Below are 16,795 nucleotides of genomic sequence, written 5' to 3'. Positions count from 1 at the left end.
GCTGCTGCTGCCCTGTTATTGGTGTGCTCGATCCGCGTGGGCACAGGTGCCCACCCTACGGGTATTGTTCCGGGCCGTTTGCAAGCAAAAGGCGGTATTGCTCCGGACCGTTTGCGGGCAAAGGTGGGAGACAACGACGGTGCTTTTTAGCGCAGCACCAGCTTCAGGGCCGGCTTTTCGCCGTAGTCTTCATAGCGCTCGTTGATGCCGCCGACGCAGTAGGCGATTTCCTCGACCAGGTCGGGCAGGCGCGCCTGCAGGGCCGCGCCGTCGGTGATGACGATCTCCAGCACTTCGTTCGGCTTCAGGCGGAACGCCGTCATGTTTTCGTCGTCGCGCAGGTAGCTCAGGCAGTCGACCCAGGCGTCGATGGTGTCGGCGTAGTTTTCCGGGAAGCCGAAGGCGCGGCGGCTCTCCCCATGGAAGGCCGCTTCGTCGACGATCGCGGCGCCGTTCAGTTGGACGCTGGCCATGTCAGCCCTTCAAACCCAGCACGTCCTGCATGTCATACAGGCCGTTGGCTTTGTCGGCGATGAAGCGCGCGCCGCGCAGGGCGCCGTGGGCGTAGGTGACGCGGCTGCTGGATTTGTGGGTAATCTCGATGCGCTCGCCGGTGCCGGCGAACAGTACGGTGTGGTCGCCGACGATGTCGCCGCCGCGCACGGTGGCAAAGCCGATTGTCGACGGGTCGCGCTCGCCGGTCACGCCTTCGCGGCCATACACGGCGCAGTCCTTCAGGTCGCGGCCCAGGGCGTCGGCAATGACCTCGCCCATCTTCAGCGCGGTACCCGAAGGCGCGTCGACCTTGTGGCGGTGGTGGGCCTCGATGATCTCGATGTCGTAGCCTTCGGCGAAGCTCTTCGCCGCCATTTCCAGCAGCTTGAGGGTGACGTTCACGCCCACGCTCATGTTCGGCGCGAACACGACCGATACCTTCTCGGCGGCGGCGCGGATCGCTTCCTTGCCGGCCTCGTCGAAACCGGTGGTGCCGATCACGACCTTGATGCCGTTGGCAGCGCAGTACTCCAGGTGCTTGAGGGTGCCTTCGGGACGGGTGAAATCGATCAGGCAATCGGCGCCGGCCAGCGCGCGCTCGAATTCGGAGTGGATCACCACGCCGGTCAGCTGGCCCGAAAAGGCGCCGGCGTCGCTGCCGATGAAGGGCGAACCGGCGACGTCGAGGGCGCCGGACAAGGTGGCGTCGGGCGCGGCGGCGATGGCCTCGATCAGCATGCGGCCCATGCGCCCGCTGGCGCCGGCAACCGCGATTTTCAATTGCGTCATGACGTACTAATTACTGGATGTTGGAATTGGTCGGCGACGCAGGCGTCACCGGGGCCACGGCGCGGGTCGGCGCGTTTTTCTTCGGGAACTTGGTCGGGCCGGCGATGCGGTCGATGTACTCGCGCTCGGTCGGCAGATTGCCGCCGTCGAAACGCTCGACGACATTGTCCTTGAAGTAGACGGTGACGCGGCTGGTGGTCAGCTCGCCGTCGCCGCGCGCCAGGTAGAAGGGGAAATCCCAGCGGTCGGCGTGGAACATGTCGGCGATCATCGGCGAGCCGAGCAGGAAGCGCACCTGGTCGCGGGTCTGGCCCGGCTTCAGCTGGGCCAGCATTTCCTGCGACACGAAGTTGCCCTGCTGGATGTCGGGACGGTAGGGCGAGAAGACCCAGAGGAATTTCTGCAGCTTGCTCACCTGGGTCGTTTGCGCGCCGGAATTTGCCAGGGAGGCCGCCTTGTCGGCGTCGGCTGCCACGGCTGCCGCGTCGGTGCTTGCCGGTGCAGCAGGCCGGGTCTGGTTACGCCAGGATGCGCAGCCGGACAGCAACAGCGTGCATGCGAGGCCCGCGGCGAGCGCAGCCCGGACCTTAAAACTGTGAACAACGGCATCGGTGACACGCATAAGTAACCTCAAAACGTTTAAGCGGGAGCTTCCAAAACGCTATATCATAAAGCACTCCGCCCATCTACGAGTAACAAACATGAGTAACAAACCCACCGACCTGAAGGCGAGCGGCCTGAAGGCTACCCTGCCACGCCTCAAGATCCTGGAAATCTTCCAGAACAGCGAAGTGCGGCACCTGACGGCGGAAGACGTCTACAAGATCCTGCTGGCCGACAACATGGACGTTGGCCTGGCGACGGTGTACCGCGTCCTGACCCAGTTCGAGCAGGCCGGCCTGCTGAACCGCAACCACTTCGAAACCGGCAAGGCCATCTACGAGCTGAATGCCGGCTCGCACCACGATCACCTGGTCTGCCTGGACTGCGGCCATGTCGAGGAATTCTTCGACGAGGAAATCGAATCGCGCCAGAACAAGATCGCCGTCGAACGCGGCTTCAAGATCGCCGAGCACGCACTGGCCATCTACGGCAATTGCATCAAGACGGCCTGCCCTCATCGCGGGAACAATTGATCGCGCAATTGCGATAGCAACAACAAGAAACGGCGCCGCGGCGCCGTTTTTTTATCGTAGATCTTTTTTACGCCGTTTTACACCTGTCAGGAATGGCTCAGCGCATTCGACAGCAATTTCGCCGTGATGTCGACGATCGGGATCACGCGCTCGTAGGCCATGCGCGTGGGCCCGATCACGCCCAGGGTGCCGACGATCTTGCCGTTCACCTCGTAGGGTGCGGTGACCACGCTCATTTCGTCCATCGGCACCAGCTTCGATTCGCCGCCGATGAAGATCTGCACGCCGCCGGCGCGGCTGGAAACGTCGAGCAGCTGCATCAGGCCGGTCTTCTGCTCGAACATCTCGAACATCTGGCGCAGCGAGCTCATGTTCGACGACAAATCCGACACCGACAGCAGGTTGCGCTCGCCGGCAATCACCATGTCCTCGCCCTCGGCCATGGCTTCGCTGCCGGCTTCCACCGCCACCTGCATCAGGCCGCCGATGTCCTCGCGAAGCTGGCGCAATTCGCCGGTCAGGCGGGTGCGCACCTCGTCGAAGGAGAGGCCGGCGAAGTTCTGGTTCAGGTAATTGGCCGACTGCACCAGCTGGGCCGGCGTGTAGTCGGCCTCGGTAAGCAGCAGGCGGTTCTGGACGTCGCCGCGCGGGTCGACGATGACGAGCAGGATGCGCTTTTCCGACAGGCGCAGGAATTCGATCTGCTGGAACACCGATTCGCGGCGCGGGCTCTGCACCACGCCGGCGAACTGCGTCAGCGAGGACAGCATCTGCGCCGCATTCGCGATGACCTTCTGCGGCTGGCAGGCCGGCAGGCGCATGCGCTCGGCGTCGACGCCGCCCTCGCCCAGGTGCTGCACGGTGAGCAGGGTATCGACGAACAGGCGGTAGCCGCGCGGCGTGGGCACGCGTCCGGCGGAGGTATGGGGACTGGCGACATAGCCCATCTCTTCGAGGTCGGCCATGATGTTGCGGATCGTGGCCGGCGACACGTCCAGGCCCGAGATCTTCGACAGCGCGCGCGACCCGACCGGCTGGCCGTCGGCGATGTAGCGCTCGACCAGGGCTTTCAGCAGGGTTTGGGCACGGGTATCAAGTTGCATAAGGCAGAGGCAAGGGCAGAAGCGAAAGCGGAAGAGGATCGGAAGCGATGCGCTTCCATTATGCACCTTTGGCAGGCGGCTGTGCAGTTGGCCGCGCAGTCAGCCGCGCAGTCAGCCACGCATTCAGCCGAATTCGTGTCTGAGCCAGGCAATCAGTTCGTCGAAGTTCGCCACGATCGCGTCCGGCGCCACGCCCTCTTCCAGGTGGCGGCGGCTGGCGGTGCGGTTCATCCACACGCCGCGCAGCCCGGCGCGCTGGGCGCCCTGCACGTCCAGGATCAGATCGTCGCCCACGTACACCGCTTCGTGCGGGGCAACGCCGAGCGCCGCGCAGGCGGCATGGAAGATCGCCGGGTCCGGCTTGGCGCGGCCGAATTGCGGGGCCGACACCGAGGCCTGGAAATGGTGGGCCAGGCCGATGGTCTGCAAATCGGCATTGCCGTTGGTGACCGCGCCGAGCAGCACCCGGCTCTTCAGGCGCAGCAGGCCCGGCAACACGTCGTCGTAGGGCGTCACGGCATTCCGGGCCGCGAAGAACTCGACCATCGCCAGTTCCACCTTGGCCGTGTCTTCTCCCGCCTGCTCGAACGCGGCCAGCAGCCCGGCGCGGCGCAGGGCGCCCAGGTCGAGCTGGAATTCCGGGCGGCTGGCCAGCAGTTCCAGGCGCGCCTGACGCAGGCTGTCGATGGTGAAGCGCTGGGCCACGCGCGGGGCGTTGCTGGACAGCCAGGCGAACAGGGTCTGCTCGGCCTGCAGGATCACGGGAGCGATCGGCCACAGGGTGTCGTCCAGGTCGAACAGGACGGCGCGCGGCCAGGGCCGGCGCGCTTGCGTCGTGGCAGGCTGCGGGGCGGGCTTCAAATCAGGCTTCAATTCGGGCTTCAAGGCGGCATCGGGGCGAAAAGAGGGTGAGCCGAGCATAGCGAGGGCGGCCGCGAAATGCAAACGCGCGCCGTGCGCAGCCCCGTCGTTACACCGTGATACAAACGGCGATGAGCCCGGGCCTTGTCAAATGCTCTAAAATGATGGGCAAACTTCCAGCTTCGACGCGGCACGGACGCCGTCGCGCGTCTTGTCCAGTTCCCTTTTATTTGGAGAAATTATGATTCGTTCCCCCCTGCGTGCCGGTGTCGCGCTGGCTTGCGCGTTGAGCCTGTCCGCCTGCGGCGGCGGCGACGGTGAGTTCTACCTGGGCGGCAGCATTGTCAACAACACGGCGGAAGGCCTTATTCTGACGAATAACGGCGGCTCCGACTATGCAGTGCCCGCCGGCGCCACCACCTTCTTCTTCCCCGACTTGGTCGATGCCGATTCCTCGTACCGGGTCGAGGTCAAGCAGGCGCCGAGCAATGCCGAGAAGTGCGAGGTCATTTCGCCCACCGGCGTCGGCCGCGCCACCTTCAACATCAACACGATCGAGATCGTCTGCACGCTGAAGTCGAAGCCCCTGAACGTCAACGTGAGCGGCCTGCGCAGCGGCACCCTGGTGCTGGTCAACGGCTCGGTGCGCAAGGATGTCACGGCCAACGGCAGCTTCGAGATGCTGAAGGCCGGCTGGGGCCAGCCTTACGGCGTGACCGTGTACGAGCAGCCGAGCGGCCAGACCTGTACCGTCCAGAACGGTGTCGGCACGGTGCCGAGCGCCGACGAACCGAAAACGATCGACGTCAGCGTGACCTGCGCCTGACGGCTTAACGCATTCCAGGAGATGAATTTGAAGAACACTGTGTTGGCCCGCGCGGGCCTGGCGCTGGTCATGGCCGCGGCCCTGGCTTCCTGCGGTGGCGGCGGCTCGAAGTACACCATCGGCGGCGTCGTCTACGGGCTGCAGTATGGTCCGCTGGTACTCACCACGAACGGCATGGAGGCATCCGTCCAGCCGAACCCGGCGAATACGGCCGCCGAGGTCAAGGACGTCACGTATGCGTTCCCGAACCAGCTCGAGTATGGCGACGTGTATAACGTCATCCTCAAGCAGGTCACCGATGCGTCCGGCAACGTGACCATCCAGCAGCCGCCGCACCAGATTTGCGGACCGGCCAGCAACAGCCGCACCAGCGACACGGCAGGACGCCTGTCGGTGATCAGCGCCGACTTCGTCTGCCAGCTGGTGGCGCCGACCATCGGCGGCAAGGTCAAGGGCCTGGGCGCCGGCACCCTGGTGCTGAACAACGGCAGCGACAGTCTCGTGTCGATTCCCGCGCCGACCCCGGCCGCGACCCCGCCGGCCGACATCGCCTACGTCTTCCCGGTGGCGGTTACCTACAACAGGACCTATGGCGTGACGGTCCAGACCAATCCCGCAGGCTATACCTGCACCGTCGCCAATGCCACCGGCACGATGGGCGACGACCCGGTCTCGAACATCGACGTTACCTGCGTCGCCAACCCGACCTGAGACAGATATAGGCTGCGCTGATGACGATCATTCCAAAAGAAAATTGGATTTATATGTTGTAGCGCAGCATAATCCTACCTGTCTCCTCCAACTCTCCTCAGAAAAGAATTGGATTTAAGCCCACCCGCAACGGTGGGCTTTTTTTTGCCCCAGCCGCTCAACCGAGCTTGGTAACCGGCACCAGGCGCTTGCCGCTGACCTTCACGATGGCCATCTTGCCGGTGCTCACCGCCACCATCGATTCCGCGCGCACTTGCGCCTTGTAGCTCTCGGCGCTGGCGTAGGTGCTGACACCCACCAGCAGTGCGGCGACGACGAAGATCGATTCCATGTGTTTGAGGACGTTCATTTCAGGCTCCCTTCGGTTGAGTGGCTGGCCCTTGGCGTTTGCGTTCGGGCTTTCGATGGGAGTAGATTAGCAAGCACCTCGGCCACCTTCCACCGGCCTGCGACGAACTGCAAAAAACGGGCGTCAGAGCGCGCCAGGCGGCGATGTAGCGTGTTTGTGCAGCGCAGTAGCGGGCACTGCAGCGCTTCGGTGAGGGAGAGACGGGAAAGGAGAGCCGCGGCGGCCGCGCGGGCCGCCGGGAAGAAGCTTACTGCACCGGCTTGAGGATGTTCGCCAGCGCCACGTACTGTTCAAGCGACACCGTCTCCGGACGCACGCCCGGGTCGATGCCGGCGTCCAGCAGCTGCTGTTCGGTGAACATGCCGGCCACGCAGTTGCGGATCACCTTGCGGCGCTGCGAGAAGGCTTTCTGCACCACCGCTTCCAGGGTCGGGCCATCGGCCGGCAGCTGGCGCCGGGTCGGCACCATGCGCACGATGGCCGAGTCGACCTGCGGCGGCGGATCGAAGGCGGTAGGCGGCACGATGAACATCAGCGCCATGTCGTAGCGCCATTGCAGCATCACCGACAGGCGGCCATAGGCCTTGGTGCCCGGCTCGGCCACCATGCGCTCGACCACTTCCTTTTGCAGCATGAAGTGCTGGTCCTCGACCAGGTGGGCGAACTCGGCCAGGTGGAACAGCAGCGGGCTCGAGATGTTGTAGGGCAGGTTGCCGACCACGCGCAGCTTTTGCCCTTCCGGCACCGGGATGCTGCCGAAGTCGAACTTCAATGCGTCGCCGGCATGGATCGTCAGCTTTTCGCGCGGGTAGGCCTTTTCCAGGCGCGCCACCAGGTCGCGGTCGAGTTCGACCACGTGCATGTGGTCGAGCTCCTTCAGCAGCAGCGCCGTCATCGCCGCCAGGCCCGGCCCGATCTCGACCATTGCCTCGCCGCGGCGCGGGCCGATGGCGTCGATGATGTTCCCCAGGACGTGGTTATCGGTCAGGAAGTTCTGGCCGAAGCGCTTGCGTGCTACGTGTTTCATTGGTGCTTTCGTTTAGTGTGATGCGGCGCGGCTGGCCGCGACCATGGCGGCGGCGGCGCGGATCGCCTCCTCCATGCTGCCGCAGTCGGCATGGCCCAGGCCTTGCGCCGCCAGGTCGAGCGCGGTGCCGTGGTCGACCGAGGTGCGGATCAGGGGCAGGCCGAGGGTGACGTTGATGCCGCGCCCGAAGGTGGCATGCTTCAGGACCGGCAAGCCCTGGTCGTGGTACATGGCCAGCACGCAGTCGGCATCCCGCAGGTACTTGGGCTGGAACAGGGTGTCGGCCGGATACGGCCCTCGGGCGTCGACGCCGCGCGCCTGGGCCGCCGCCAGCGCGGGTTCGATGACCTCGATCTCCTCGCGTCCCAGGTAGCCGTTTTCCCCGGCATGCGGGTTCAGGCCGGTGACCAGGATGCGCGGCGCGGCGATGCCGAATTTCGTCTTCAGGTCGTGCTGCAGGATATCGAGCACGCGCCCCAGGCCTTCTTGCGTGATCGCGCCCGGCACCTCCTTCAGCGGCAGGTGGGTGGTGGCCAGCGCCACGCGCAGATAGGGTTGATCGTTCCCTGGCTGCCCGGCCAGCATCATCACCACCTGCGGCGTGCCGGTCTTCTCGGCCAGGTATTCGGTGTGGCCGGAAAAGGCGACGCCGGCGTCGTTGATGGTACTTTTTTGCAGCGGCGCGGTGACGATGGCGTCGAACCACCCTGCCCCCACGCCTTCGATCGCGAGGTCGAGCGTGGCCAGCACGGCGCGGCCGTTCTCACGGTCGAGCAGGCCGGGCGTGACATGGGCCGCGAGCGGCACGTCGACCACGGCAAGGCGGTCCTTGCCGAAATGCGGCAGGCCGCCGTTGCGCAGCGCCTGGGTGGACAGGGCCGACAGGCGGATCGCCGGGTCGATCAGGCTGGCCGTGAGCGCGAGGAAGGCAGCGTCGCCCACCAGCACGCAGTTGGCCTGCTCGCGCAGCGCCCAGGCGGCGCGGATCGCGATCTCGGGGCCGATGCCGGCCGGCTCGCCGACCGTGAGCGCCAGGGCCGGACGTGCTGCCTGCATCGTCATGGCCTCAGCCTTCCTCGCGGTACTCGACGTAGGCGCGGTCGCGCACTTCGCGCGCCCAGTCCTCGAAGGCTTCGCCGAGTTTACGCTCGCGGATCACCTGGCGCGCGCGGTTGCGCTCCTTCTGCGCGGTCACGTCTTCGCTCTTGCGCTCGAGGACCTGGATCAGGTGGAAGCCGAACGGGGTCTCGACCACGCCGGACAGTTCGTTAAGCTTCAACGCCGCCATTGCGGTTTCGAATTCCGGCATCACGTCGCCCGGATACAGCCAACCCAGGTCGCCGCCCTTGGATACCGAGCCGTTGTCCTGCGAGTTCTGGCGCGCCATGTCCTCGAAGGTGGCGGCCTTGCTGTCGATCTTGGCCCTGATTTCCTCGAGCTTGCGCTTGACCTCGGCCATCGGCATGGTCGGCGTCGCCTTCATGAGGATGTGGCGCGCGCGGGTCTGCTCGACCACCGCCTGTTCCTGCGCCGCGGCGCTGGCCAGGCTGCGCTTGTCGACCAGCTTCAGGATGTAGAAGCCGACGTTGGTCTTGATGACCGGGGTCACCTGGCCGGCGCTCAGCTTGCGCAGTTCGTTGGTGAAGATCGGCGGCAGGCGGTCGGCCTCGCGCCAGCCGATCGCGCCGCCCTTCAGGGCGTCGCCGGCGTCGGAATAGGTGGCGGCGACCTTGGCGAAGTCGGCGCCGGTGCGCAGCTGGCGCATCACCTCGTCGGCGCGGGCGCGGCGCGCGGCGATCTGCTCGGGCGTGGCGTTGGCCGGGATGCCGACCAGGATCTGGGCGATGTCGACCTCGATGCGGTCGGCGGCGGCGGCCTTTTCGGCGGCCAGGAAGGTGTCGACCTCGGCATCCGACACCTGGATCTTGCTGTCGACCTCGTGCTCGCGCAGGCGCTGCATCATGATCTCGTTGCGGATCTCTTCGCGGAAGGCGGCAAAGGCCATGCCCTCTTTTTCCATCTGGTTGCGCATGTCCTGGACCGACAGCTTCTGGTCCTGGGCGATGCGGCCGATGGCGGCATCGAGCATGCGGTCGTCGACGCGCACGCCCATCTCCTTGGCCAGCTGGACCTGGGCGCGTTCGACGATCATCGCCTCGATCACCTGGCGCTCGAGGTCGGCCTGCGGCGGCAGCTGGGCGTTCTGGGCGCGCATGCGCTGGACGATCTGGGCCACGCGGTTGGTGACTTCGTTGCGGGTGATGACCTCGTCGTTGACGACCACGCGGATGGCGTCGACGACGTTGGCGTTGCTGGATGCCGGCGGCAGGAAGCCGCTGCCCGGATTGGCGGGCGCGGTGCCGGTTGCCGGGGTTGCAGGAGCGCTGGAAGAAGCACTCGCTCCGGCACTGCCTGTGCTCGCAGGAGTTGCCTGGCCAAGGGCCGTGCCGGCCGTGAGCGCGCACAGCAGCGCCGCTGCGAGCTTAAGTTGATGCAAACGGGTAGTACGCATAATCTGGGAAGCACTCATTCAGGTCAAAAATCATCCATGGTCCCGGTCAGCGGCGGCCCACGTTGGTGTTCAGCCGGGTATAGCCGGGAATACTCTTGTAAAACGAGTCGAGCGGGTTGCCCATGCCGAAGCCCGACAGGCCATTCAGCTCGAGCTGGAAGAACACCGGCGTCGAGGTCGACTGGGCCGCCGTCACGAAGCGCTGCGCACCCATCCGGAACACCCAGCAGTCGGCCTTGTATTCGAGGCCGACCAGGCCTTCGAGCACCTTGTGGTCCTGCAGCGAATAGCTGACCCGGCCGACGCCGAACCAGCGCGTCGACAGCGGCCACTGGGCCGAGATGTCGGCATTCCGGAAGCTGTCGCGCACGTAGCGGTACTCGGCGTTGAGCACCTTCAGCATGCCCGGGCTCCAGCGCAGGCCGTAGTTACGGCTGTACACGCTCGAACTCGTCGCGTCGTATTGTACGCTGGCGTCGACGTTCAGGCTCTCGACGATGCGGCCCGACGCCGCCAGCAGCAGGTCGGAGCGGTCCTTGCGGTTCTGGTCCGCGCGGCCCGAGGTCTGCACCCGCGGCTCGGTGAAATAGAAACGCTGGCCGACGGCCAGGCGCAGGCGCTCGGCGCCGCTGCCCTCGATGTAGCGCGACACCAGGGCTGCGGTCAGCTGGTTGGCGTCGGAGATGCGGTCGCTGCCGACGTAGCGGTTTTCGCTGAACAGCTGGGCGTAACTGAAGCCGCTTTCGCCGGTGTCGAACAGCGGGAATTCATCCTGGTTCTTGTAGGGCGTGCGTACGTAGAACAGGCGCGGTTCCAGGGTTTGGGTGGCGGCGGTGCCGAGCAGTGAGGTTTCGCGCTCGAACACCATGCCGGCATCGAGCGAGAAGGTCGGCAGGACGCGCGACAGATCGGTACGGCGCCCGTCGTTGCTGTCCATATCGTACTTGCTGGCATGAAGCATCAGCTTCGGCGTAATGTAGTAGCCGGGGCGCACCCAGGGGTAGCTTGCCTGCGACATCACCACCGCGCGGTTGCCGCTGTTCCAGACCGAGTGCGTGAAGCGGGTCGCCTCGGCGTCAACCGACCAGTCGAAACCGTTGACGTCGAAGCGGCCGGTATGGAAGCTGAACTGCGGCATGCGCGCATACGGACGCGGAATCGTCAGCCCCGGATTGGTGGCCGCGGCCGGCTCCTGCAGCACCTGGAAGTTTTGGGCGCGCAGCGACATGTTCCAGAACTCGGTGATGTAGGTGGTGGACGCCTCGCGCACCAGCTGGCGCTCGGCGCTGGTCGAGACCGAACGCGAGAAGTCGCTCAGGTACTGGTCGTCGGACGCGCCGTGCAGGTTCCAGCCGAAGGACCATGCCGGGCTGAGCTGCTGGTTGTGCAGCGAATCGACCAGCCAGCGGTCGGTCTTGGTGATGCGGTCGTTGCGCAGGTACTCGAAGTGGGTCTCGCCGCTGTAAGGACCGCGGCTGGTGGTGCCGAGGTAGCGTCCGGTCGCGCCCAGCTGCAGGCCGCGGTCGAACATCATGCGCGGGAACACCGTCAAATCGCGGTTCGGCGCGATATTGAAATAGTACGGCACCATGACCTCGGTCTTGCCCTTCGAGCCGGCGCCGATCGAGGGCGGCAGCCAGCCCGAACGGCGCGCGCCCGACAGCGAGAACGACAGCGCGGGCGTGCCGAGGATGGGCACGTTCTTGAAGTAGACGATGGTCTTGCCGGCGATGCCGACGTCGCGCCCGGAATCCAGGCGCAGCGTGCTCGACTTCAGGTACCAGTCGGGGTTCGTGCCCTGGCAGGTGCTGTAGGTGCCGTCGACCACGAGGGCCTGGTCTTCGCCGAGGAAGTCGATGCGGTCGGCACGGCCCTGGGCGTTGTTCATCTGCAGCTGGTATTCCGGATTCAGGAACCAGCCGCGCCCGCTCTCCAGGTTCAGCTGCAGCGAGTCGCCCTGGTAGCGGTCGCCGAAACGCCATAGATTCACATTGCCGTTGGCCGTGACCTCGTCTTCGACCAGGCGGTAACAGGCCGTGTCGGCCGTCATCTTCGTCTGGCCGCGCGTGATCTCGACGTCGCGGTCCAGGGTGATCTCACGGTCGGGACGGCCGCCGATCTCCTCGGCGCGTACGGTGACGGGAAGATCGTTTTCGTCTGCACGGGGCGTGGCCGGCGCGGTTTGCGCATGCAAGGGCCCCGAGGCCATGGTAACGAGCGCGGAAAAGGCAACTGCCTGCCGCGGCGGGAATGGTAGGGCCGTAAACCAGCTCATGGAATCCTGGGCTGCACCATAAAGGGCGATTTTTTAGATTGAATCCCTTATTATATGGGAATTGCCTTCCTCAACCGGTTTTACCTGGACGCTTCATGTCTTCTTTGTATCAAAACACCCCCACTTCTGCCGAGCAGGACGCGCGCCTCGCACTGCTGACCGAATGGCTGGGCTCGCTGAACCTGGTGGAAACCGGTTCGCGCCGCCCGGCATCGACCGATGCCAGCTTCCGCCGCTACTTCCGTCTCGACGTGGCGCCGGCGCTACGCGACAAGTTGGGCGACACCCTGATCGCCATGGATGCGCCGCCCGAGCGCGAGAACGTCCCAGCCTTCATCCACGTCCAGGGCCTGCTGCAGGAAGCCGGCGTCACCGTGCCGAACATCGTCGCGCGCGACGTCGAACGCGGCTTCCTGCTGCTGTCCGACCTCGGCACCACCACCTACCTGCAGCGCCTCGATCCAGACAATTCCGCCTTCATGTATTCGGACGCGGTCGACGCCCTGATCAAGTTCCAGCTGCACAGCCAGCCCGGCGTGCTGCAGGAATTCGACCGCGCCTTCGTGCTGCGCGAAATGAATTTGTTCCCCGAGTGGTACCTGGGGCGCCACCTGGGCGTTACGCTCTCCGAGGCGCAGCAGGCCCAGCTGGATAAAGTCTTCGAGACCATCACCTCGAACGTGCTGGCCCAGCAGCAGGTCTTCATGCACCGCGATTTCCACTCGCGTAACCTGATGTTCCTCGACGCCGGCAACCCGGGCGTGCTCGACTTCCAGGACGCCGTGTACGGCCCGGTCACCTACGACCTGGCCTCGCTGCTGCGCGACGCCTACATCCAGTGGGACGAAGAGATCGTGCTCGACTGGGTCGTGCGCTACTGGCAAAGCGCCAAGCAGGTCGGCCTGCCGGTGAACCCGGACATCGACGCCTTCTACCGCGACTTCGAGTTCATGGCCCTGCAGCGCCACCTGAAGATCCTGGGTATCTTCTGCCGCCTGAACTACCGCGACAGCAAGGCCATCTACATGGGCGATCTGCCGACCGTGCTCGACTACGTGCGCAAGACCGCCAACCGCTACACCGAACTCAAGCCCCTGCTGCGCCTGCTCGACAGCGTCGACGCATTCGGCGACGGCAAGGCGCCGCAAGTCGGCTACACCTTCTGAGCGCCTTTCCAGGAACACCCATGAAAGCCATGATCTTCGCCGCCGGCCGCGGCGAGCGCATGCGTCCGCTGACGGACACCTGCCCGAAACCCCTGCTCAAGGTGCGCGGCCGTCCGCTCATCGTCTGGCACGTGCTGAACCTGGTGCGCGCCGGGATCACCGACATCGTCATCAACCACGCCCACCTCGGCCACATGATCGAGGACGAGCTGGGCGACGGCAGCAAGTACGGCGCGCGCATCGTGTATTCGCACGAGCCGAAGGCGCTGGAAACGGCCGGCGGCATCGCGAATGCGCGCCACCTGCTGGGCGAGGAACCCTTCCTCGCCATCTCCGGCGACATCTACGCGCCCTACTTCGACTTCTCGCAGGTGCTCGACGCCCTGCCCGACCGCGACATGCTGGGCCAGCCGATTCCCGTTGAAAAACGCGACATCGCCTGGCTCTACCTGACGCCGAACCCCTGGCACAACCCGGAAGGCGACTTCGGGCTGAACATGTACTCGCTGACCAACGACGGCAACCCGAAGTGGAACTTCGCGAACATCGGCGTCTACCGGCCCGAGATGTTCGACGGGATCGCCCCGGGCGAAGTGATGCGCATCGGCCCGCTGATGCGCACCTTCATCGAGCAGGGACGCATCGGCGGCGAAATCTACAACGGCCCCTGGGTGAACGTCGGCACGGTCGAGCAGCTCGAGGAGCTGAACGCGCCGCTGGCGAAAAAGGCCGGCGCGTGAATCCCTACGCCGCACGCCGCGCCCACCTGGCCCTGGCCATGGAGCCGGGCGCGGTGGCGGTGCTGGCCACCGCGCCGGAAGCGCTGCGCAATGCCGACAGCGAATATCCCTACCGCCACGACAGCTATTTCTATTACCTGAGCGGGTTCACCGAACCGGAAAGCGTGCTGGTGCTGGTGGCGGCGCGCGGCGACCTGCCTGCGCGTTCCATCCTGTTCTGCCGCGAGAAGAACGTCGAACGCGAGACCTGGGAAGGTTTCCGGTATGGCCCGGCCGCGGCGCGCGAGGCCTTCGGCTTCGACGAGGCGTTTCCGATAGCCGAACTCGACGCCCAGATGGCAAGGCTGCTGGCCGACGTGCCGGCCGTGTACTACGCGAACGCGCGCGATGCCGCTTTTGACGCGCAGGTGGCCGGCTGGCTGAAGGCAGTGCGTGGGCAATCGCGCAGCGGCGTCGTGGCGCCGTCCCGTATCCAGCATTTGCTGCCCCTGCTCGACGAGATGCGCCTGCTGAAGGACGCGAGCGAACAGGCGCTGATGGAAAAATCGGCGCGGATCGCCGGCGCCGCCCACCTGCGCGCCATGCGTGCCGCCAGGGCCGGCATGTTCGAGTACGAGATCGAAGCCGAGCTGCTCTACGAATTTCGCCGTAACGGCGCGCAGTTCCCGGCCTACACGCCCATCGTGGCCAGCGGCGCGAACGCCTGCATCCTGCACTACAACACCAACAATGCCCGGACCCGCGACGGCGACCTGGTGCTGATCGACGCCGGCTGCGAGTTCGACAGCTATGCCTCCGACATCACGCGCACCTTCCCGATGAATGGCGTGTTCAGCGCGCCGCAACGGCAGCTGTACGAACTGGTGCTGCGCGCCCAGGATGCGGCGCTGGCGGCGATCCGCCCGGGCCGGCCCTACAGCGACTTCCACGAAGCCGCGGTGAACGTGCTGGCCGAGGGCATGCTCGACTTCGGCCTGCTCGACCGGGCGAAATACGGCAACGTCGAGAACGTGCTGGCCGAGCGTGCCCATGCCCGCTTCTACATGCACGGCACCGGCCACTGGCTGGGCCTGGACGTGCACGACGCCGGCGCCTACCGCGACCTGGCGCTTGAAGGCAAGCCTTCGCGGCTTCTTGCGCCGGGCATGGCGCTGACGGTGGAGCCGGGCATCTACGTGCGCCCGGCGCCGGACGTGCCAGAGGCATTCTGGAACATCGGCATCCGCATCGAGGACAACGTGATCGTGGGCGAAGCGGGCGCGCGGGTAATATCGGGGGCGGCGCCGAAAACGGTGGCGGACATTGAAGCTGCGATGCGCGAAGCCCTGATGGGAGGACAATGATGGAACAGCACCAGGATCATTATGACGTGGCGATCTGCGGCGCCGGCCCGGTGGGCCTGGCCCTGGCGGCCCTGCTGGCGCGGCGTGGCATCGCCGGCAAGCGCATCGTCCTGATCGATGCGCGCGCGCTCGGCCAGTCGATTTCCGACCCGCGCTCGATCGCGCTGGCCTGGGGTAGCCGCATGCTGCTGGAAGAAGTCGGCGCCTGGCCCTTCCCTTCCACGCCCATCCACAGCATCCACGTCTCGCGCCGCGGCCACCTGGGCCGCAGCCTGATGGACCGTGCCGAGCACAGGCTCGATGCGCTGGGCTACGTCACCCGCTACGGCGAGGTGGTCGATGCGCTGGCGCGCGCGGTGGACGCGGCCGGCGTCGAGGTGATCCGCCCGGCGCGCGTGGCCTCGCTGGCCGAGGACGGCGGCCAGGTCACCCTGGCGCTGGACGATGGCCGCACCCTCACAGCCCAGGTGGCGGTGGGCGCCGAAGGCGGTGTGTTCGGCCAGCAGGAAGACAAGAAGCAGACGCGCGACTATGGCCAGCATGCCGTGATCGCGCGCGTGGCCGCCAGCAGCCCGATCCCGCATCGCGCCTTTGAGCGATTTACCGATGAGGGGCCGCTGGCCCTGCTGCCGCAGGAAGGCGCGGATGGCTTGCAGTACGCGCTGGTCTGGTGCGTGCAGCCGGAACGTGCTGCTTCCTTGCAGGCGATGGAAGAAAGCCGCTTCCTGGCCGAACTGGGCGAGGCTTTCGGCGGGCGCCTGGGGCGCTTCACCAAGGTGTCGGCGCGCCTTGCGTATCCGCTCGGCCTGAACGCGGAGGCCCACGCCACCACGCGCACCGTCGCCATCGGCAATGCGGCGCAGACCCTGCACCCGGTGGCCGGCCAGGGCCTGAACCTGGGCCTGCGCGACGCCGCCGTGCTGGCGCGCCTGCTGGCACGCTGCCCGGGTCCCGAAGCCATCGGCCGCTTCCTCGACGAACGCGCGCAGGACCGCAAGCTCACCATCGCCCTTACCGACACCATGGCGCGCGCCTTTGTCGGCAGCGGCCCGCTGCAATCGGTGCTCGGGCTGGGGCTGGCGACGCTCGATGCGGTGAAGGCGGCGCGCACGCTGCTGGCCGAGGTCATGATGTATGGGCGGCGCGGCGGGTCGTCGTTTTTGCCGCATCGGCAGAACTGACGCTGCCGGCCTGGGGTTGCTTTTGTAGGGTGGGCCGGGCCGCGCAAGGCACCTGTGCCCACGCGGTCTCATCGCATGCGCCTATGCGCCATTTGCAATTAATGGAATGCCAGCATGGCGGCATTTTTAAAAGCCGCATCTACATAGAAGGTGGGACAGCGTGGACACAGGTGTCCACCCTACGAACGACATGCCTATAGGTCACGCTATCGTCAATTTTTCTTGACGCGCATATGAATGTCAACTAATCTTGACGCACACTCATCTCCGGAGATGTTCAT

Annotated in this window: 17 protein-coding genes; 7 read left to right on the top strand and 10 right to left on the bottom strand. The window is 65.8% G+C overall.

Annotation, left to right across the window (positions count from 1 at the left end; all coding sequences use genetic code 11):
- Positions 1 to 146 precede the first annotated feature (146 nt).
- From LK540_RS20180 to LK540_RS20170, 3 genes are read right to left on the bottom strand one after another with little or no spacing between them, the layout of a single operon-like run.
- Positions 147 to 473 carry a barstar family protein gene (locus tag LK540_RS20180; protein WP_229439111.1) on the bottom strand — a complete coding sequence of 109 codons (327 nt, stop codon included), beginning with the start codon at positions 471 to 473 and terminating at the stop codon, positions 147 to 149.
- A 1-nt stretch (position 474) separates the two neighbouring features.
- Entirely contained in the window at positions 475 to 1,284 is an 810-nt protein-coding gene (dapB, locus tag LK540_RS20175; protein WP_229439110.1) for a 4-hydroxy-tetrahydrodipicolinate reductase, read from the bottom strand.
- 10 nt (positions 1,285 to 1,294) lie between these two features.
- Complete coding sequence (locus LK540_RS20170) at positions 1,295 to 1,906, bottom strand: outer membrane protein assembly factor BamE (protein ID WP_229439109.1); 612 nt, start codon at positions 1,904 to 1,906, stop codon at positions 1,295 to 1,297.
- 79 nt (positions 1,907 to 1,985) lie between these two features.
- Here LK540_RS20170 and fur point away from each other — a divergent pair, with 79 nt between their 5' ends.
- Positions 1,986 to 2,420 (top strand): ferric iron uptake transcriptional regulator, encoded by a 435-nt coding sequence (gene fur, locus LK540_RS20165; RefSeq protein WP_229439108.1) that lies wholly within the window; start codon positions 1,986 to 1,988, stop codon positions 2,418 to 2,420.
- A gap of 86 nt (positions 2,421 to 2,506) precedes the next feature.
- On the opposite strand, the gene hrcA is transcribed toward fur, so the two are convergent.
- Both hrcA and LK540_RS20155 read right to left on the bottom strand, forming a co-directional pair.
- Positions 2,507 to 3,523: a heat-inducible transcriptional repressor HrcA gene (hrcA, locus tag LK540_RS20160; RefSeq protein ID WP_229439107.1), complete on the bottom strand. Its 1,017-nt coding sequence runs from the start codon at positions 3,521 to 3,523 to the stop codon at positions 2,507 to 2,509.
- A gap of 123 nt (positions 3,524 to 3,646) precedes the next feature.
- Positions 3,647 to 4,396, bottom strand: coding sequence for an HAD family hydrolase (locus LK540_RS20155; RefSeq protein ID WP_374041374.1), 750 nt, complete (start codon positions 4,394 to 4,396; stop codon positions 3,647 to 3,649).
- Positions 4,397 to 4,625: 229 nt separating this feature from the next.
- Here LK540_RS20155 and LK540_RS20150 point away from each other — a divergent pair, with 229 nt between their 5' ends.
- Both LK540_RS20150 and LK540_RS20145 read left to right on the top strand, forming a co-directional pair.
- On the top strand, positions 4,626 to 5,210 hold the full coding sequence (locus tag LK540_RS20150; RefSeq protein ID WP_229439106.1) for a hypothetical protein: 585 nt from the start codon (positions 4,626 to 4,628) through the stop codon (positions 5,208 to 5,210).
- 27 nt (positions 5,211 to 5,237) lie between these two features.
- The gene (locus LK540_RS20145) at positions 5,238 to 5,921 is read left to right on the top strand and encodes a hypothetical protein (protein ID WP_229439105.1); all 684 of its coding nucleotides are present in this window, start codon (positions 5,238 to 5,240) and stop codon (positions 5,919 to 5,921) included.
- 157 nt (positions 5,922 to 6,078) lie between these two features.
- Here the strand turns inward: LK540_RS20145 and LK540_RS20140 are convergent, their stop codons facing one another.
- The 5 genes from LK540_RS20140 to LK540_RS20120 form a co-directional block, all read right to left on the bottom strand.
- Positions 6,079 to 6,270 (bottom strand): hypothetical protein, encoded by a 192-nt coding sequence (locus LK540_RS20140; protein ID WP_229439104.1) that lies wholly within the window; start codon positions 6,268 to 6,270, stop codon positions 6,079 to 6,081.
- A 247-nt stretch (positions 6,271 to 6,517) separates the two neighbouring features.
- Positions 6,518 to 7,297: a 16S rRNA (adenine(1518)-N(6)/adenine(1519)-N(6))-dimethyltransferase RsmA gene (rsmA, locus tag LK540_RS20135; protein WP_229439103.1), complete on the bottom strand. Its 780-nt coding sequence runs from the start codon at positions 7,295 to 7,297 to the stop codon at positions 6,518 to 6,520.
- 12 nt (positions 7,298 to 7,309) lie between these two features.
- Entirely contained in the window at positions 7,310 to 8,359 is a 1,050-nt protein-coding gene (gene pdxA / locus LK540_RS20130) for a 4-hydroxythreonine-4-phosphate dehydrogenase PdxA (protein WP_229439102.1), read from the bottom strand.
- A gap of 4 nt (positions 8,360 to 8,363) precedes the next feature.
- A complete protein-coding gene (locus tag LK540_RS20125; protein ID WP_229439101.1) occupies positions 8,364 to 9,809 on the bottom strand; it encodes a peptidylprolyl isomerase in 1,446 nt (481 codons plus the stop codon).
- A gap of 46 nt (positions 9,810 to 9,855) precedes the next feature.
- Entirely contained in the window at positions 9,856 to 12,084 is a 2,229-nt protein-coding gene (locus LK540_RS20120) for an LPS-assembly protein LptD (RefSeq protein WP_229439100.1), read from the bottom strand.
- A 95-nt stretch (positions 12,085 to 12,179) separates the two neighbouring features.
- Between LK540_RS20120 and LK540_RS20115 the strand changes: the two genes are divergently transcribed.
- Genes LK540_RS20115 through LK540_RS20100 form a run of 4 tightly spaced genes read left to right on the top strand, consistent with a single transcriptional unit; the run spans position 12,180 to position 16,514 of the window.
- The gene (locus tag LK540_RS20115; RefSeq protein ID WP_229439099.1) at positions 12,180 to 13,250 is read left to right on the top strand and encodes an aminoglycoside phosphotransferase family protein; all 1,071 of its coding nucleotides are present in this window, start codon (positions 12,180 to 12,182) and stop codon (positions 13,248 to 13,250) included.
- Between the two features lie 20 nt (positions 13,251 to 13,270).
- Positions 13,271 to 13,990 (top strand): N-acetylmuramate alpha-1-phosphate uridylyltransferase MurU, encoded by a 720-nt coding sequence (murU, locus tag LK540_RS20110; RefSeq protein WP_229439098.1) that lies wholly within the window; start codon positions 13,271 to 13,273, stop codon positions 13,988 to 13,990.
- Positions 13,987 to 15,333 carry an aminopeptidase P N-terminal domain-containing protein gene (locus LK540_RS20105; protein WP_374041373.1) on the top strand — a complete coding sequence of 449 codons (1,347 nt, stop codon included), beginning with the start codon at positions 13,987 to 13,989 and terminating at the stop codon, positions 15,331 to 15,333. The genes murU and LK540_RS20105 overlap by 4 nt, the downstream gene beginning before the upstream one ends.
- Entirely contained in the window at positions 15,333 to 16,514 is a 1,182-nt protein-coding gene (locus tag LK540_RS20100; protein WP_374041379.1) for an FAD-dependent monooxygenase, read from the top strand. The genes LK540_RS20105 and LK540_RS20100 overlap by 1 nt, the downstream gene beginning before the upstream one ends.
- The last annotated feature ends 281 nt before the right edge of the window (positions 16,515 to 16,795 follow it).

This window comes from Massilia sp. IC2-278, from assembly GCF_020708045.1.
GTDB lineage: Bacteria > Pseudomonadota > Gammaproteobacteria > Burkholderiales > Burkholderiaceae_D > Telluria.
This window is presented reverse-complemented; position numbering and strand designations above follow the sequence as displayed.

Bases quoted from the DNA above. Each gene is read 5' to 3' on its own strand.
- LK540_RS20180 (WP_229439111.1), bottom strand. From the start codon at position 473: ATGGCCAGCGTCCAACTGAACGGCGCCGCGATCGTCGACGAAGCGGCC.
- dapB (WP_229439110.1), bottom strand. From the start codon at position 1,284: ATGACGCAATTGAAAATCGCGGTTGCCGGCGCCAGCGGGCGCATGGGC.
- LK540_RS20170 (WP_229439109.1), bottom strand. From the start codon at position 1,906: ATGCGTGTCACCGATGCCGTTGTTCACAGTTTTAAGGTCCGGGCTGCG.
- fur (WP_229439108.1), top strand. From the start codon at position 1,986: ATGAGTAACAAACCCACCGACCTGAAGGCGAGCGGCCTGAAGGCTACC.
- hrcA (WP_229439107.1), bottom strand. From the start codon at position 3,523: ATGCAACTTGATACCCGTGCCCAAACCCTGCTGAAAGCCCTGGTCGAG.
- LK540_RS20150 (WP_229439106.1), top strand. From the start codon at position 4,626: ATGATTCGTTCCCCCCTGCGTGCCGGTGTCGCGCTGGCTTGCGCGTTG.
- LK540_RS20140 (WP_229439104.1), bottom strand. From the start codon at position 6,270: ATGAACGTCCTCAAACACATGGAATCGATCTTCGTCGTCGCCGCACTG.
- rsmA (WP_229439103.1), bottom strand. From the start codon at position 7,297: ATGAAACACGTAGCACGCAAGCGCTTCGGCCAGAACTTCCTGACCGAT.
- pdxA (WP_229439102.1), bottom strand. From the start codon at position 8,359: ATGACGATGCAGGCAGCACGTCCGGCCCTGGCGCTCACGGTCGGCGAG.
- LK540_RS20125 (WP_229439101.1), bottom strand. From the start codon at position 9,809: ATGCGTACTACCCGTTTGCATCAACTTAAGCTCGCAGCGGCGCTGCTG.
- LK540_RS20120 (WP_229439100.1), bottom strand. From the start codon at position 12,084: ATGAGCTGGTTTACGGCCCTACCATTCCCGCCGCGGCAGGCAGTTGCC.
- LK540_RS20115 (WP_229439099.1), top strand. From the start codon at position 12,180: ATGTCTTCTTTGTATCAAAACACCCCCACTTCTGCCGAGCAGGACGCG.
- murU (WP_229439098.1), top strand. From the start codon at position 13,271: ATGAAAGCCATGATCTTCGCCGCCGGCCGCGGCGAGCGCATGCGTCCG.
- LK540_RS20100 (WP_374041379.1), top strand. From the start codon at position 15,333: ATGGAACAGCACCAGGATCATTATGACGTGGCGATCTGCGGCGCCGGC.